The organism is Acidimicrobiales bacterium (genome assembly GCA_041394265.1).
In the GTDB taxonomy this organism is placed as follows: Bacteria; Actinomycetota; Acidimicrobiia; order Acidimicrobiales; family SZUA-35; genus JBBQUN01.
The window spans coordinates 4,664,599-4,678,846 of sequence record JAWKIO010000005.1; the positions used below are offsets into that span (position 1 = coordinate 4,664,599).

Annotated in this window: 15 protein-coding genes; 2 read left to right on the top strand and 13 right to left on the bottom strand. The window is 67.1% G+C overall.

Annotation, left to right across the window (positions count from 1 at the left end; all coding sequences use genetic code 11):
- Nucleotides 1-3: 3 nt before the first annotated feature.
- The 10 genes from R2733_22380 to R2733_22425 form a co-directional block, all read right to left on the bottom strand.
- Nucleotides 4-777, bottom strand: coding sequence for an ABC transporter permease (locus R2733_22380; protein ID MEZ5379263.1), 774 nt, complete (start codon nucleotides 775-777; stop codon nucleotides 4-6).
- Nucleotides 777-1,580, bottom strand: a complete 804-nt coding sequence (locus R2733_22385; protein MEZ5379264.1) for an ABC transporter permease — start codon at nucleotides 1,578-1,580, stop codon at nucleotides 777-779. Before R2733_22385 ends, R2733_22380 begins: the two co-directional genes overlap by 1 nt.
- Entirely contained in the window at nucleotides 1,577-2,536 is a 960-nt protein-coding gene (locus R2733_22390) for an ABC transporter ATP-binding protein (GenBank protein MEZ5379265.1), read from the bottom strand. Before R2733_22390 ends, R2733_22385 begins: the two co-directional genes overlap by 4 nt.
- Nucleotides 2,533-3,192 (bottom strand): pyridoxamine 5'-phosphate oxidase family protein, encoded by a 660-nt coding sequence (locus R2733_22395; GenBank protein MEZ5379266.1) that lies wholly within the window; start codon nucleotides 3,190-3,192, stop codon nucleotides 2,533-2,535. The genes R2733_22390 and R2733_22395 overlap by 4 nt, the downstream gene beginning before the upstream one ends.
- Before the next feature lie 152 nt (nucleotides 3,193-3,344).
- Nucleotides 3,345-3,821 (bottom strand): septum formation family protein, encoded by a 477-nt coding sequence (locus tag R2733_22400; protein ID MEZ5379267.1) that lies wholly within the window; start codon nucleotides 3,819-3,821, stop codon nucleotides 3,345-3,347.
- A 151-nt stretch (nucleotides 3,822-3,972) separates the two neighbouring features.
- Nucleotides 3,973-4,761, bottom strand: a complete 789-nt coding sequence (locus tag R2733_22405; protein ID MEZ5379268.1) for a crotonase/enoyl-CoA hydratase family protein — start codon at nucleotides 4,759-4,761, stop codon at nucleotides 3,973-3,975.
- Nucleotides 4,762-4,782: 21 nt separating this feature from the next.
- Nucleotides 4,783-5,898, bottom strand: a complete 1,116-nt coding sequence (locus R2733_22410) for an ABC transporter ATP-binding protein (GenBank protein ID MEZ5379269.1) — start codon at nucleotides 5,896-5,898, stop codon at nucleotides 4,783-4,785.
- Nucleotides 5,895-6,689 (bottom strand): ABC transporter permease, encoded by a 795-nt coding sequence (locus R2733_22415; protein MEZ5379270.1) that lies wholly within the window; start codon nucleotides 6,687-6,689, stop codon nucleotides 5,895-5,897. The genes R2733_22410 and R2733_22415 overlap by 4 nt, the downstream gene beginning before the upstream one ends.
- An 18-nt stretch (nucleotides 6,690-6,707) precedes the next feature.
- Entirely contained in the window at nucleotides 6,708-7,319 is a 612-nt protein-coding gene (locus R2733_22420; GenBank protein ID MEZ5379271.1) for a TetR/AcrR family transcriptional regulator, read from the bottom strand.
- 121 nt (nucleotides 7,320-7,440) lie between these two features.
- Nucleotides 7,441-8,211, bottom strand: a complete 771-nt coding sequence (locus R2733_22425; protein MEZ5379272.1) for a hypothetical protein — start codon at nucleotides 8,209-8,211, stop codon at nucleotides 7,441-7,443.
- Between the two features lie 141 nt (nucleotides 8,212-8,352).
- On the opposite strand from R2733_22425, the gene R2733_22430 reads away from it, so the two are divergent.
- Both R2733_22430 and R2733_22435 read left to right on the top strand, forming a co-directional pair.
- On the top strand, nucleotides 8,353-9,438 hold the full coding sequence (locus tag R2733_22430) for a lysylphosphatidylglycerol synthase transmembrane domain-containing protein (GenBank protein MEZ5379273.1): 1,086 nt from the start codon (nucleotides 8,353-8,355) through the stop codon (nucleotides 9,436-9,438).
- An 83-nt stretch (nucleotides 9,439-9,521) separates the two neighbouring features.
- Entirely contained in the window at nucleotides 9,522-10,775 is a 1,254-nt protein-coding gene (locus tag R2733_22435) for an aminotransferase class V-fold PLP-dependent enzyme (protein ID MEZ5379274.1), read from the top strand.
- A gap of 39 nt (nucleotides 10,776-10,814) precedes the next feature.
- Here R2733_22435 and R2733_22440 read toward each other — a convergent pair whose 3' ends face one another.
- The 3 genes from R2733_22440 to R2733_22450 are packed head-to-tail and all read right to left on the bottom strand — an operon-like array spanning nucleotide 10,815 to nucleotide 14,247.
- Complete coding sequence (locus R2733_22440; protein ID MEZ5379275.1) at nucleotides 10,815-11,855, bottom strand: succinylglutamate desuccinylase; 1,041 nt, start codon at nucleotides 11,853-11,855, stop codon at nucleotides 10,815-10,817.
- Nucleotides 11,856-11,864: 9 nt separating this feature from the next.
- Entirely contained in the window at nucleotides 11,865-13,184 is a 1,320-nt protein-coding gene (gene astB / locus R2733_22445) for an N-succinylarginine dihydrolase (GenBank protein MEZ5379276.1), read from the bottom strand.
- Nucleotides 13,177-14,247 carry an arginine N-succinyltransferase gene (locus tag R2733_22450; GenBank protein ID MEZ5379277.1) on the bottom strand — a complete coding sequence of 357 codons (1,071 nt, stop codon included), beginning with the start codon at nucleotides 14,245-14,247 and terminating at the stop codon, nucleotides 13,177-13,179. Before R2733_22450 ends, astB begins: the two co-directional genes overlap by 8 nt.
- Nucleotide 14,248: the final 1 nt, after the last annotated feature.

A 14,248-nucleotide genomic window follows, 5' to 3' on the forward strand; every position in this document is an offset into this window, starting at 1 on the left:
GATTCAGCTCAGCAGGAGGCGTTCGAGCCGCCGGCGCACGACGACGATGCCGAGCGCCAACATCGCGAACAGATACGCGATGTGGCCGAGCGCACTCGGGCCGACGTCGCCGAGCATCAACGACCGGCACAGCGTGACGCCGTGGTAGAGCGGCGTCAGCCGGACGAGCGGGTGCGACCAGTTGGGATAGACGTCGAGTGCGTAGAACGTGGTGGAGGCGAGGAAGAGCGGCTGCAACACGAGTTGGATGTAGTCGAAGTCGTGCCAACTCCTCATGAAGGTCGTGAGCGCGGTGCCGATGGCGGCGAACGCGACGCCGATCAGCAGCGAGACGGGCAGGACGGCGAGGGCCCACCAGCTCTCGACCAGGCCGGCAACCACCGTGATCAGCAGGAACGCCACCGCATAGACGCTGGCGCGAACCATCGACCAGCCGATCTCTCCGAGAACGATGTCGCCGAGACGGAGGGGAGTGGCGAGCATGGCGTCGAAGGTCTTGGCGTACTTGAGCTTGTAGTAGAAGTTGAAGGTGGCATCGAACACGGCGCCGTTCATGGCCGACGACGCAACGAGCCCGGGCGCAACGAACGTGGCGTAGTCCACGCTGCGACCGGCGTACTCGACATCGCCGATCAGTGCGCCGAGGCCGACACCCAGGCCGAACAGGTAGAACACCGGGTCGACGAACCCACTGGCGATGACGAACCACAGCCGGCGATAGCTGAGGATGTTGCGCTCGACGACCGCACGAGCAGGGTGGAAGACGAGGGAGACCATCACGCCGCCAATCGTCGAACGAAGCTTCGCAGCGAGAGCACCGCACCACACCCGGCCCACACGAGCAGCACACCGACATGGATTGCGGCCGAGTCGAGGCCGATCGATCCGTTGATGGTGCCACGGGTCAGCTCGACCCCGTGCCACACCGGGAAGATGCGGGCCACCCAGGCCAGCACCGTCGGCAGCTGGTCGAGCGGGAAGAAGGCGCCGGAGAACAGGAACAGCGGTGTGAGCCCGAGGCGATTGATCGGGCCGAAGGTGTCGTCGCCATCCTGGGCAGCCGACCACGCCGAGAGCGGACCGGCAACGGCGATCGCCACGAGGAACGCGGCGAGCGGAGCGAGGACGGCCCACCACGACCCAACGACGCCGAATACCGCCAGGACCGCCAGGTAGACGCTCGCGCTCACGAGGATCCGGAAACCGATCCACACGATGTGGCCGATCACGAGCTCCGGGGGAGTCAGCGGGGTGGCGAGTGCGGCCTGGTAGTCACCCTGCCACTTGATGGCGCCCAAGGTCGGCCACAGCGACAGCCCACCGGCCTGGAGTGCCGCCACGCCGGCCAAGACACCGGGGCCGATGAACGAGGCGTAGTCGCTGGTGCCGAGGGACGACGTGTCGTCGATCTGCGACCCGAGACCGAACCCGACCGCGAGGAGGAAGAACACCGGAAACAACACGCTGGAGACGAGGGTGCTCGTCCACGTGGCCCGATAACGAACGAACTGGTGCTCGAGGAAGTGCCGGATCCCTCCGGCCGTCGGCGGGTGGAGCGCAAGCGGTCGCTGCGTCGTCATTCGTTCAGTGTCCGACCGGTCACGGCAAGGAAGACATCTTCCAGCGTCGATCGGCGGATGAGGCTGCCGGTGGGATGTACGCCCTGGGCGACGAGATGGGCGAGCGCGGCCTCGCCATCGTCGGCATAGACCAGCACTCGGTCAGGCAATGGCTCGATGCGAAGACCGTGCTGATCCAGGCTCGCCGGCCGTTGCCGAGTGCCATCGTCGTTGGTGGCGAACCGCAGCTCCAGGACCTCCTTCGTGACGTGACGAGCGATCAGCTCGCTCGGCGATCCTTCGCCCACGATTCGTCCACCGTCCATGATGACGAGCCGGTCGGCGAGCTGCTCGGCCTCGTCCATGTAGTGCGTCGTCAGCAGCAGCGTGACGCCCTGCTCCTTGAGCCGGTACAGCCGCTCCCACAGCAGATGTCGGGCTTGCGGATCGAGTCCAGTCGTCGGCTCGTCGAGGAGGACGAGCTCGGGCTCGTTCACAAGGGCACGGGCGATGGTGAGTCGTCGTTTCATGCCGCCCGAGAGCGGGTCGACCTTGTCGTTGCGACGATCGGTGAGTTGGGCGAACGTGAGCAGTTCTTCGGCCTTGGCCCTCGCCGCGCTCCAGCTCAGCCCGAAGTAGCGGGCGTAGATGACCAGGTTCTCCTCCACCGTCAGCTCGGCGTCGAGGAGGTCCTCCTGGGGAACGACACCCATCCGGCGGCGGATCTCGGCTCCTTCAGCCACCGGGTCACGCCCGAGGACCTGCAGCGTGCCGGAGGTGATCGGACTGACCGTGCTCACCATCTTCATGGTCGAACTCTTGCCGGCACCGTTCGGGCCGAGCAGGGAGAAGGTCTCGCCCCGGTCGACGTGGAAGTCGATGCCGGCGACCGCCGTGAACGGGTCGGCGTTTCCCGAACCCTGGAAGGTCTTCGTGAGCTGCTCGGCCAGGACCGGTGGTATGGCCCCGAGCGTCAAGGCCGCCCCTCGCGGATCCGCTCGGCGTACTCGGCGCCGTCGATCGTGCCGCCGTCGAGCTCGGCTCGCCCCTGATCCCGAGGCGGCAGCGCGTCCTGGAGCGCATCGATGCGCTTCCATGCCGGGAGCGGCGCCGAGCCGTCATCGGCCGGGACGTAGGGTGAGTCTTCGGTGCGAGTGTGTTTGTGGATGTAACGACCGCAGTTGACGAACGCTGCGTCGACCGTCGCCACGACCACCAGGTCGGCGCCCGGGAACTGTTCGACGATCGGGTCGTCCTTTGCTGCGACCTGCGCGGTCGCCTGCACTCGGAGGCGGTGCGGGGTCTCGAAGTCGATGAACAGCATCCCGATCTTGGCCGTCGAGATGATATTGCCGAGCGAGAGGAACATCCCGTTGCCGTCGTAGCTCGGGAAGGCAAGCGTGTGCTCGTCGATCACTCGCACGAAGCCGGGGGCGCCGCCCTTGTAGGAGACGGTCGGCTCACCCTCGGGCGTGACCGTGCTCAGGAAGAAGAAGTCCCGAGACTCGATGAACGCCGCCGGCACGTCGGCCAGCTCGTGCTTCACCATGACCGCCACGAGGGTGTCGGCCAGCGGGCGTGTCTCGAAGTCGTCCTGCAGCTGCCGCTGGTCCGCCGTGTAGAAGTCGCTCATCGAGCGAACCTAGCGCGTTCTGTGCGTCAGACTCCTCGCGTCATCCGAACTGTGCGTCGGACTTCTCGTCTGCGGGAAGTCTGACGCACAGAACGGTCAGGGGCGGTGGGTTTGACGCACAGAATGGGTGGGCTGCGGGACGGCAGCCGCAGTCAGGTGCGAGAGTTCTTCGCATCGAAGGTGATCGTGCCGGACTCGGGAATGATCAGGCACTGGATCTCGCGGTCGCCCTGGGCCCAGCCGTCGGCGGTCGGGCTCATGAAGGTCACCCAGAGAATCGACTCCTCGAACGGGATCCCGACGAACGACTCGAAGCGATCGAGACAACCGTTGTACGCGGGCTCATCGAGGGCATCGCCCGGAAACGCATCGAAGCCGGTCAGGTCGAACGTGTCGTAGGCCTGGCTGTCGTGGGGCTGATCACAGGGCACACCTTCGACCGACTGGACCTCGCCCTCGAGCGGAGCAACGAGGCAATCGCCGTACTTGATGGCGAAGACGCCGACACCGCCGGCCTCGACGATCGCGCCACTGTCGTCACGCACCGTGTCGTCACCCATGGCGGTCACTCCGCCGAAGATGGCAACGCCACCGATCACCGCTGCACCCGCCAATTGCCGAACCGCCATGTTGCTCCTTCGCCTGGGCACGCTCGGTGCCGCAGTGTTTCCGATTGCGCCGCCCGCCGGGCAGCTCTCGTTGCTTCGGAGTGTCGTGACACTTTCTTGAGCAACGGCTCGAGAACGGGTGTGCTGCGGCAATACGGGCGGACGAGTTCGCTCAGGCGAATTCGCCGTGCCGGCCGGCGCCGCCGGCGAAGCGAGCCGCACCTTCGGCGGTTTCGCCGGATCGGATCGTGGCCAGACCGAGGTTGGTCTCGTGCGACATGGCGTCGTCGAGCGCCAGGCCCCATTGGTCGTAGCTCGACCGTCGATCCGATCGCAGACAGTTCTGCGGGAACGCGGCGAGTTGGTGGGCCAGCTCGATTGCGGCTGTCAGCGCCCCGCCAGGCTCGGTCAGGCGGTTCGCCAATCCCATGGCTCGAGCCTCGTCGCCGCTCACCCCACGGCCGGTGAGGATGAGGTCGAGTGCGTGCGAGTGGCCCAGCAACCGCGAGAGTCGCACGGTCCCACCGTCGACGAGCGGTACGCCCCAGCGACGGCAATAGACACCGAAGACGGCGTCGGTTGCCGCCACTCGCAGATCGCACCACGCAGCGAGTTCGAGTCCGCCGGCCACGGCGTGGCCTTCGACGGCAGCGATGACCGGTTTCGACAGCAGCATCCGGGTCGGCCCCATGGGGCCGTCGACGCCGATGTCGGGGTCGACGCGGTTGCCGGCCGAGGTCGCCACCGCCTTGAGGTCGGCACCGGCGCAGAACGTGCCACCGGCGCCGGTGAGCACGGCAACGGCAAGTTGATCGTCGGTGTCGAAGGTCCGGAAGGCGTCGGCCAGCAGCGCGGCCGTCTCGCGGTCGACGGCGTTGCGTCGTTCGGGACGGTCGATGGTGACGACGAGCACGGCGCCGGAGCTGCCGTCAAGCGAGGCGATGATGTCGGTGGTGATCATCCACCCGTCTTAGCACCCTCGTCAGTTCGGCGTGACGGTGATCTCGGTGGCTTTCACCGCCGCCCAGATAGTCGACCCGATGCCGAGCTCGAGTTCGTGCGCGGCCGCCGGCGTGATGTCGACCATGAGGGGCACCGGTCCGCCGAGCTGAACTCGCACGATCTCTCCGAGCGGCTCGACGCCGGTGATGGTGGTCGACCAGGCGTTGCGCGGGCTGCCGCTCGGCGCCGATCGGTGGAGCGAGACGGCAGCAGGTCGGATGGCGATCAATACGGGCCCGTGCAGTGACGTGGCCGACTGGAGTTGTGCACCGGCGTCGGTGGTGAGGCGCTCGCCGTCGCTGGTGCCTTCGAGCAGGTTCAGACCCGCCAGATCGGCGACGTACGAGGTCGCCGGATGGGCCCGAATTTCCTCGGGCGTGCCGGTTTGTACGATCCTTCCCCGCTCGAGGATGCAGACCTGGTCGGCCAGCATGAAGGCGTCGGTCGGGTCGTGGGTGATGAGGAGACACGGCCCCTCGAAATCGGCGAGCACCTGGCGGAGCGTGCGTCGCAGCCCGGCTCGGGTGCTGACGTCGAGGGCGCTGAGCGGCTCGTCGAGCAGCAGCAGGTCCGGCTCGATGGCCAGCGCACGAGCGAGGGCCGCTCGCTGAGCCTGCCCTCCGGAGATCGCCGCAGGTCGAGCATCGCCGACGTCGGCGATGCCGAGCGTCTCGAGCCATCCCGCAGCGATAGCGCGGGCATGCTGCCGATTGACCCGACCGTCAGCCACGCCGTGGCGCAAGCCGAAGGCGACGTTGTCGATCACGCTCAGATGGGGGAACAAGGCGTAGTGCTGGAAGACCACGCCGATGCGACGGTGCTCGGACGGCACGAACTGGTGGAGGTGGCCCGGACCTTCAGCCCGATCGAGGGTGCGACCGGCGAGTTCGATGAAGCCGCGATCGAGCGCACGGAGTCCGGCGAGCGCGGAGACCGTGGTGGACTTGCCGGCGCCGTTGGGTCCGAGGAGCGCCAGCGTCGTGCCCGCTTCGATGCTGAGCGGGAGGTCGAGTGAGAATTCGCCTCGGTCGACACCGAGCTGAGCCCGAAGACCCGACACCGCTGGTGCGGGCGGAGGAACCGGTCGGTCGGTCATGCCCGTTGCCACCATCGGTCCTTCAGGACCAACAGGACGATGAGCGAAACGGCGACGAGCACCAGACTGGTCGCGACGGCCGCCTCGACATCGGACTGCAGGGCGAGGTAGACCGCGAGCGGCAGCGTCTGGGTGCGGCCCTGGAGGTTGCCGGCAAAGGTGATCGTTGCGCCGAACTCGCCGAGCGCACGTGCCCACGCCAACACCACACCGGCAGCCAGCGAGGGGGCAACGAGCGGGAGCGTGACCCGGCGAAAGACCGTGAATCGTCCGGCTCCGAGGGTGGCGGCTGCTGCTTCGAACTGCGGATCGAGCGTGCGGAAGGCAGCCTCCAGCGTGATCACGAGGAAGGGCATGGCGACGAACGTGTTGGCGAGGATCACACCCCACACCGAGAACGGGAAGAGGAACCCGCTGGCGTCATAGAGCGGCTCACCGATCAGGCCTCGCCGGCCCAGCGCGAAGAGCAGTGCGGCGCCACCCACGACGGGCGGAAGCACCATGGGTAGCGTCACGATCGCCCGCAAGAGTCGACGGCCGGGGAACTCGGTGCGTGCGAGCACCCACGCCAGTGGCAGCCCGAGGACCAGGGACAGGGCGGCGGCGCCGAGCGACGTGACCAGGGAAACCCGCAACGCGTCGACGACGATGCTGCTCGTCAACAGGTCGGGGAGTGACCCCCAGGGAGTCCTGGACACCAGCCCGGCCAGCGGGACCAAGAACAACAACGCGCCGGCGGCGGCGGGCACGAGCAACACCAGCGGCGGGCGGGCGACGACGCGTCGAGTCATCGGCCCTCGGAGCAGGAATCAGCCGCTTGCGATGTTGGCAACGAAGACATCGATGTAGGTCGCGATCAGCCGGTCGATATCGGCGTCGTCGATCATAAGCAGCATTCGCGCCGCTGCCCCGGAGAGGTGCACCGCCAACAGGCAGCGATCGAGGACTTCCTGTTCGGACTCGGCGCCGAGGAACGGCACCAACATCGCCCGGAGATGGCCGGCGTTGCGTTGCGAGTCCTCGAAGCTGATGCGTACCAACTCGTCGTCGGCCTGGCTGGCGGCGATGGCGATGCGAAAGCCCCGGTCTCGACGCATCAGGTCGAAGTAGACCCTGAAGACCTTGCGGACGTTCGCCAGGGCTTCATCGAGCGTGGCGGCCGGAACGAGGACCTCGGCCATCTCGTGTCCACTGTCGTCGAAGCGTTGTGTGACGAACGCCGCCAACAGCGCACGACTGTCGGCGACGTAGTCATAGACGCTCGCGGGCGGGATCCCGGCCTCGGTGGCGACGGCCGTGATACTCAGCGCCTCGATACCTCCATCGGCAAGCACACGCCCGGTGGCGTCGTAGATCCGGTGCAGACGCTCGGTACTCCGCGCCTGTTGCGGCACGTTTCTCAGATATGGATTCATCGTCATCGCCACCCCGTACACCGAACTCGTCGCATATCGCTCCGCCACCGTAGCCACTGTGCGTCGTTTCTGGTGGCGGAGCGTCAGATTTGCGACCGGCCGTTGCGGAGCGACGATCGGCTCGGTGTCAGTCGTTCGATGCCCGATCGGAGGCGAGATGTCCGACTCGGTGACCCCCGGTCCAGTCTTCCGACGTTGGTGTATCGCTGGTGCCGCCGAGGATGTTGAGTTGTGGTGTCTCCCGCATCGACCGCTTCATCTCGGCGAAGCCGGGGAACGCTGCAAGCGCAGTGACGGCGTCCCACAACGGCAGGGCGTCGGCATCGGATGGAACACGCGAAATGACGGGGCCGAAGAACGACAGGCCGTCTGGCGGTCGGAACGTGATGATCGGCGTGCCGACATCGCGGCCCGTTCGGCTGAGGGCGAGCTCGGTCTCGGCGTCGAGCATCGTGTCCCACGACGTGTCGTCGAGCGCGTCGGCGTAGTCGGTGGCGAGCCCGGCGGCGGTGAGCACCTCGACGGCGTGTTCGGTCGTGCTCAGATGGGTGCGCATGCCGGAGCCCTTGGGCTTGTCCCAGTAGCTCTCGCCATACGCCGTGACCAGGGCACCGAGTGGATCCCGGCCCTGGTCGTGACGGACGGCGGCAGCCACGCGCAGCATGCGAAGCCCGGCGGTGTGCCCTTGCTCGTACTCCGGTGGGAACTCGGTGGCGTAGTCCTTGTGCTTGTTGAGGAGACGAAGCGAGATGAAGCGCCAGTCGACGGCGAAGTTGCGCTGCGCTGCAACCTTCACCACCCAACGCGAGGTGATCCAGGCGAAGGGGCAGACCGGGTCCCAGAAGAACTCGATGTCGTAGGACGGGTCGGACGGCGGGGGAGCAGTCGGCGTTGCCATGGGCGGAACCTCGTTTCGACGTGAGGATGACCACGCTAGACGTCGGCGATGCCCCACCGCAGATCGATCGTCACGCTCGGTTGGCGGCCTACAGTCGATGCGTGGACCACCTTTCCTCGCCCCTCACGGTCGTAGCCGCCGGTGTCTGACCTCGCCGATCCGGTCGACGAGGAGCGGCCGCGTCGATCCAAGCGACTGGTCCACCTGCTCCAGCTCCTCGCGGTCGCGCTCGTCATCCACCTGTTCGTCGTTCCCCAGATCGGTGGGTTCACCGACGCCGTCGAGACGATCCGCTCCGTTCGGCCGGAGTGGCTGGTTGCTGCGCTCGGCCTCTATGCCGGCTCATTGCTCGTCTATGCCCTCCTGCTGGAGATCCTGCTGCCCGACGACATGCGCCCCGGATTCGGCCGCCTGTTCGGCGTCGTGCTTGCGAGCACGGGCCTCAACCACGTCATTCCGGGAGGTGCGGCGACGACGGCCGCCGTCAACTATCGCCTCCTGGCCGGAACCGGTGTTGCCCGCTCCGAGCTCGGGGTCGCGTTGACGATCCAGGGACTCGGTTCGGCGGTCGTGCTCAACGTCCTTCTCTGGCTGGCCCTGCTCGTGGCCATTCCGACTCGAGGTCTCAACCCCCTCTACACGACCGCTGCCATCCTCGGCGTCGTCCTCTTCTCCTTGTTCGCCTCGGCCGTCGTGGGACTCACCCGCGGTCGGGTCACCGCCATCGGCTGGGGCCGACGCATCGCCTCACGCATCCCGGGGGCCCACCCCGACGGCGTCGCATCGGCGCTGGAGACGGCGGGCGACCAGTTCGTCTCGATGCGGGAGGACCCACGTCGCCTGGCGAAGATGGTCATGCTGGCCGCCGCGAACTGGCTGCTCGATGCCGCAGCACTGTGGGTGGCACTGCGAGCCTTCGGGGTCGAAATGGGTGTCGACGGTCTGCTCGTTTCCTACGGGCTGGCCAACGTGCTCGCTGCGCTACCGATCACTCCGGGTGGACTGGGCGTGATCGAAGCCGTGCTCATCCCCACCCTCATCGGATTCGGGGGTGCGGCCAGCGGGGTGTCGGTCGGCGTCGTCGCCTATCGCGTCATTGCGTTTTGGTTGCCAATCCCGATCGGCTCGGTGTGCTACGTGGTGATCGATCGCAGCAAACACGACGTGCGAGACGGTCGCACCTTCGTGGAAGACCTCGTCGAGACCAACACACGTCGTAGCGGCTGAGCGTCTGGCCCATATTCCACCGCTGTCCCCATGAAGCGCTTCGCCGCTGTGCACGGCGGGGCAGGAACGGCAAGACTCGTTCCATGGCGTTCGCACAGCACGGTCGTTCGGTCGACGAGGTCATGGCCGCCCTCGAGGAGAAACGGGCCGACGACGCTCGGTGGCAGGATGGCAAGACCTTCGGCATGGTCTACGACGGAGGGCCGTCGGTGCATGAGGTGGCCGAACGGGCCGCTGCGCTCTACCTGCACGAGAACGCCCTGAACACCAAGGCCTTCCCATCGCTCGGCGCGATCCAATCCGAGGTGGTCGGCTGGACCGCCGACCTGCTCCACGGCAACGACTTCGCATCGGGGTTCCTCACGAGCGGTGGCACCGAGTCGATCCTCTGCGGCGTGAAGGCGGCCCGCGAGCGGGGCCGGATCGAGCGGGGAGTCATGGAACCCGAGATGGTCGTCGCCGAGAGCGCACATGCGGCGTTCCACAAAGCGGCCCACCTCTTCGGCGTGAAGCTGCACAAGACCAAGGTGCTCGATGACTGGACCGCCGACGTCGATGCGATGGCCGAGCAGGTCAACGAGAACACCGTCCTCATCGTGGGCTCTGCCCCGCAGTACCCGCAGGGAGTGATCGACGACATCCCGGCAATTGCCGCACTCGCCGCCGGCGTCGATGCGAACTGCCATGTCGATGCCTGCATGGGCGGGTTCGTGCTGCCCTTCGTCGAACGGCTCGGTCGCGAGGTCGCGCCGTGGGACTTCCGGGTCGACGGGGTCACCTCGATTTCGGCCGACATCCACAAGCTGGGCTACGCACCCAAGGGCGCCTCGGTGATCCTCCATCGGAGCAAGAAGTTGCGGAGCTACCAGACCTTCCTCTTCGACGATTGGCTCGGCGGCTTCTACGGCTCACCCAATCTGCAGGGTTCCCGCTCGGGGCTCCCGATGGCTGCGGCGTGGGCGGTGATGACGCACCTCGGCATCGACGGCTATCTCGAACTCACCCGCCAGAACCTGGCGAACGCCGACCAGGTTCGGGCCGGCATCGCGGCCATCGACGGGATCCGGGTGTTGGGCGACGGTCAGTTCCATCTCGTCGCCATGAGCAACGAGCCCGACGACGCCGATCCGATCGACATCTTCGCCCTCGGCGACGCATTGCTGGCTCGTGGCTGGCACCTCGACCGTCAGGGACCTCCGGACTCGCTCCACGCCACCATCTCCAACTCCAACACCGGGGTGATCGACCGCTACCTCGATGACCTCGCTGCATGCGTGGCCGAGGTCCGAGGTACGACCACCGACGATCGCTCGACCACCTACTCGACCGTCGACTGAGCCGTCGCCGCCCCGTTCGGCGTTGATCCGCCCAGGCGATCAGCGAGGAGCGATCACGAGGCCGACTCGCTGTCCGACCGGCACCTGCGGGTTCGGGAAGACGATGCGTCGGCCCGGACCGTCGATGATGATGCCACCGTCGGGGTCGCTCGTGATTCGATGACCCGGTTCAATCAGCGAGAAGTTGGGCGCGTCATCGGCCACGTGCAGCAAGAAGTCGGAGGCGTGGGTTCGCAGCAGCTCGTGCTCGACCTCGAAGACCTGCGGGTCGGAGACGATCGGAGGGAGCGACGGCGACGGCCAACCGTCGCGCACCACCGCTCGAAGGCACGCATCGATGGCGGCCAGGCGCGACGGATCGTTTGCGCCGAGCGGCGAGACCCGGCCGAGTTCGAGCGTCATCGACTCGGCACCCCACCGGTTCGACGAGAAGTACGAGAACGTCGTGCTCGGGCCGTTGTCAAGAAGGATGCCGTGGATGTCGGCCCGCCGGAGGAAGTCGAGCTGCTCGTCATCGACCGGCTGACCAAAGGGGAAGACCGCGAAACGCTCGAGCTGGGACGCTCGGATGGCGGTGTGCAGCTCGTAGTGGAGACGTCGGTGTTGTGGCGGCGCAGCAGCGAAGAACTCGCCGACCGCATGTTCCAGCAAGGCCGCTCGCCGAGCCTCGGCATGGTTGCGTTGTTCGTGCACACCGCTGAAGAGGCGGTTGAGGTTCTCCTCGACGAAACGCGTGCCGGCCACGATCGCCTGCGGGTTACCGAGAATCGCCAGCAGTCGAACCCCTGGGACGAGCGAAGCCGTCGCGAGGTCGTGAACGATCCGATCGAGCATCTCGGCCGGTGCGGTCTCGTTGCCGTGGATGGCGGCCGAGAGCACCAGCGAGGTGTGCACCGAGGCCGCTCCTTCGAGTGGCTCGATCGTCAGCACCCCGTTGTCGAGCAGCGACCAGCGGTGTCGGCCGAGCGTCCACGACATCGGCTCGATCCCGCCGGTGACGACGGTGTCGGCGGCGTGATCGATCGTGGTCTGCAGGAACGCGCCACCCCATCTGTTCGATGAGCCGGATCGGTCGGTCATCACCAGGTCCTACTGCTGGAAGTCGTACAGGTCGCCGAGTGCGAGCAGTTGCGTGAGCTCGTCGAGCGCCGTGCGGACCTCGTCCACGAGCTGAGGATCGGCAAGGTCGGCTGGGCGCAGCTCGTCTCGGTAGTGGCGCTCGACCCAGGCGGCGAGCTGGTCGAGCATCGGTTCGTCGACCAGCACCCGCGCGCCGAGTGCCGAGCGTTCCGACGGGGTGAGCACGACCCGCAGGCGCAGGCAGGCCGGCCCGCCGCCGTTGCTCATCGATTCGCGGATCGACACGGTGTGAACGGCGTCGATGCCCCCCGGCTTCGACGCCAGATACTCACGGGTCGATTCCAGCTCGAGCACGTCGCTCGGGGCGATCAGTACCACCGAGGCATCGGGCAGCGTGACCAGCTGGGAGTTGAAGAGGTACGACGACACGGCGTCGTCGAGGCTCAGCTGTTCGCCCGGCACCTCGATCAACTGCAGCCCATCCACCGCAGCGAGCTGGTCGGCGATGGACTCCTCGAAGGCGTGCTGATGGAAGAACAGGGCCCGTCCGTTGGTGACCGAGACGACATCGTTGTGGAAGGCTCCGGCATCGATCGCAGCCGACGCCTGCTGCACGAAGACAGTTCGGTCGGGATCGAGCCCGTGACTGGCGGCGATCGTCTGGGACGCAAGCAGCGTCTGCCGACGGGGAAAGGCGCCGGGAGGGACGACGATCTCGTTGTCGCGCCCGTACACGAACAGGTGCATGCCAGGCTGGCCGTGCTCGGCCGCGAATCGGCCGTGGTTGGCGGCGCCCTCGTCGGCGAACGACTCGTGGGAGGGGAGGGGGTCGTGCACGACGAAGTGTCGGTCGTCGGCGAAGATTCGGCGGAGCACTCGAGCCGTCGCCGGCCCCTCGAACGATCGGTGCAGCGTCGAGATGAGGTTGGCCGGGGTGAAGTGCACCCGTGCGTCGCCGGTGTCGGCCGACGGCGACACGGTGGCAGCGTTGGCTGCCCACATCGCCGACGACGACATGACGGCGCTCAGCAGCCAGGGGCGAGCGTCGGCAAGGGAGCGCAGTGCCGCAGCCGTTTCGGTGTCGCGGGGAAAGCCGAGTGCAGCAAGGCCGATCGGACTGGGTCGTTCGTGGGGCGGGAGGACGCCCTGGGTCAGACCGAGACGGAGCAGGAGTCGCATCTTGTCGATACCTTGCAGCGCCGCCGCCTTTGGGTGCGACGCTTGCTGAGCGTGCCGCTGTGACGCAACGTTGCCCGGTGACAGACCGGCGAAGTTGTGGGTCGGGCCGACGAGCCCATCGAAGTTGACCTCGACCGCGTTGTCAGTCACGTGGTGCCTCGAAGCTGTAGGTGACGACGGTGTCGCCATCGGTGACGCCGAGCGCCTCGGCCTGGAATGCAGTGAGCGGCTGTTCTGCGTCATGCACGACGGCGCCTTCGATCATCGTGAAGTCGGCCAGTGCCGTGTTGGCGATGATGCCGCGATCACCGGCCACTGGTTCCTCAGCGAGACGAACGGTCCGATGAGTGGCTCGACGGACCACGTCGACGTCGTCGATGAAGGCGTCGAGGCACAGGCCGGCGTCGAAGATGTCGATGTAGCCGTGGTTGCGGAACCCGATGGCCGTGAGCATCCCGGCGGCCGGCTCGGAGCCGGCGTGCGGCCGGCCGATCACCACCTGCGCCTCGTCGGGCAACAGGTCGACATGGATCGGCGTGCCCGGGAGCAGGTCTTGCATGAAGCGGAAGTCTCGCCCACTCAGTCGATCGGCTTCGCCCAGATCGAGGTCGAAGAACTTGCTGCCGACGGCGTCCCAGAACGGGGAGTGGCCGTCGTCGTCGATCCAGCCCCGCAACTCGGCGACGACGACGTCGCCGAACCGCTCACGATGCACGGCGAGGAACATGAAACGGGCGAACGAGAGCAGCCGCCCTCGCCCTCCGCCGCGTCGGTCTTCCGGGAGATAAAGGGTGCCGACCTCGGTGCATCCGGCGTAGTCGTTGGACGGCTGGAGGATGGTGTAGTCGAAGCGGCGATCGATCTCGGGCGAGTACTTGCTCAGGCGAGTGACCTTGTAGTTGTAGAAGGGACGGTCGAGGCCCACCGCGGCGTAGATCGCCGACGTGCCGACCACCTCGGGCGCCGCCGGTGTCCCCTCGTCGAGCACGAAGAAATACACCTCACGTCCGTCGACCGTCCGCTGCGGATCGACGCTGGCCACTGCTTCGTCGATGCGCTCCGCCATGTGCTCGGGATCGCGCGGCATCGTGGTCATGTGTCCCTCGGTGCCGAGCGCAAGCGCGACCAACGGCTCGAGGTCGTCGACGCCGGCCAGCCGAATACGGCGGATGGCGGTCGGCACACCCGGAGTCGAATCGGCGCGGTGGGTCATG

Excerpts from the sequence above, each read along its gene's own strand:
- R2733_22380 (MEZ5379263.1), bottom strand. The coding sequence starts at position 777 with ATGGTCTCCCTCGTCTTCCACCCTGCTCGTGCGGTCGTCGAGCGCAAC.
- R2733_22385 (MEZ5379264.1), bottom strand. The coding sequence starts at position 1,580 with ATGACGACGCAGCGACCGCTTGCGCTCCACCCGCCGACGGCCGGAGGG.
- R2733_22395 (MEZ5379266.1), bottom strand. The coding sequence starts at position 3,192 with ATGAGCGACTTCTACACGGCGGACCAGCGGCAGCTGCAGGACGACTTC.
- R2733_22400 (MEZ5379267.1), bottom strand. The coding sequence starts at position 3,821 with ATGGCGGTTCGGCAATTGGCGGGTGCAGCGGTGATCGGTGGCGTTGCC.
- R2733_22405 (MEZ5379268.1), bottom strand. The coding sequence starts at position 4,761 with ATGATCACCACCGACATCATCGCCTCGCTTGACGGCAGCTCCGGCGCC.
- R2733_22410 (MEZ5379269.1), bottom strand. The coding sequence starts at position 5,898 with ATGACCGACCGACCGGTTCCTCCGCCCGCACCAGCGGTGTCGGGTCTT.
- R2733_22415 (MEZ5379270.1), bottom strand. The coding sequence starts at position 6,689 with ATGACTCGACGCGTCGTCGCCCGCCCGCCGCTGGTGTTGCTCGTGCCC.
- R2733_22420 (MEZ5379271.1), bottom strand. The coding sequence starts at position 7,319 with ATGACGATGAATCCATATCTGAGAAACGTGCCGCAACAGGCGCGGAGT.
- R2733_22425 (MEZ5379272.1), bottom strand. The coding sequence starts at position 8,211 with ATGGCAACGCCGACTGCTCCCCCGCCGTCCGACCCGTCCTACGACATC.
- R2733_22435 (MEZ5379274.1), top strand. The coding sequence starts at position 9,522 with ATGGCGTTCGCACAGCACGGTCGTTCGGTCGACGAGGTCATGGCCGCC.
- R2733_22440 (MEZ5379275.1), bottom strand. The coding sequence starts at position 11,855 with ATGACCGACCGATCCGGCTCATCGAACAGATGGGGTGGCGCGTTCCTG.
- R2733_22450 (MEZ5379277.1), bottom strand. The coding sequence starts at position 14,247 with ATGACCCACCGCGCCGATTCGACTCCGGGTGTGCCGACCGCCATCCGC.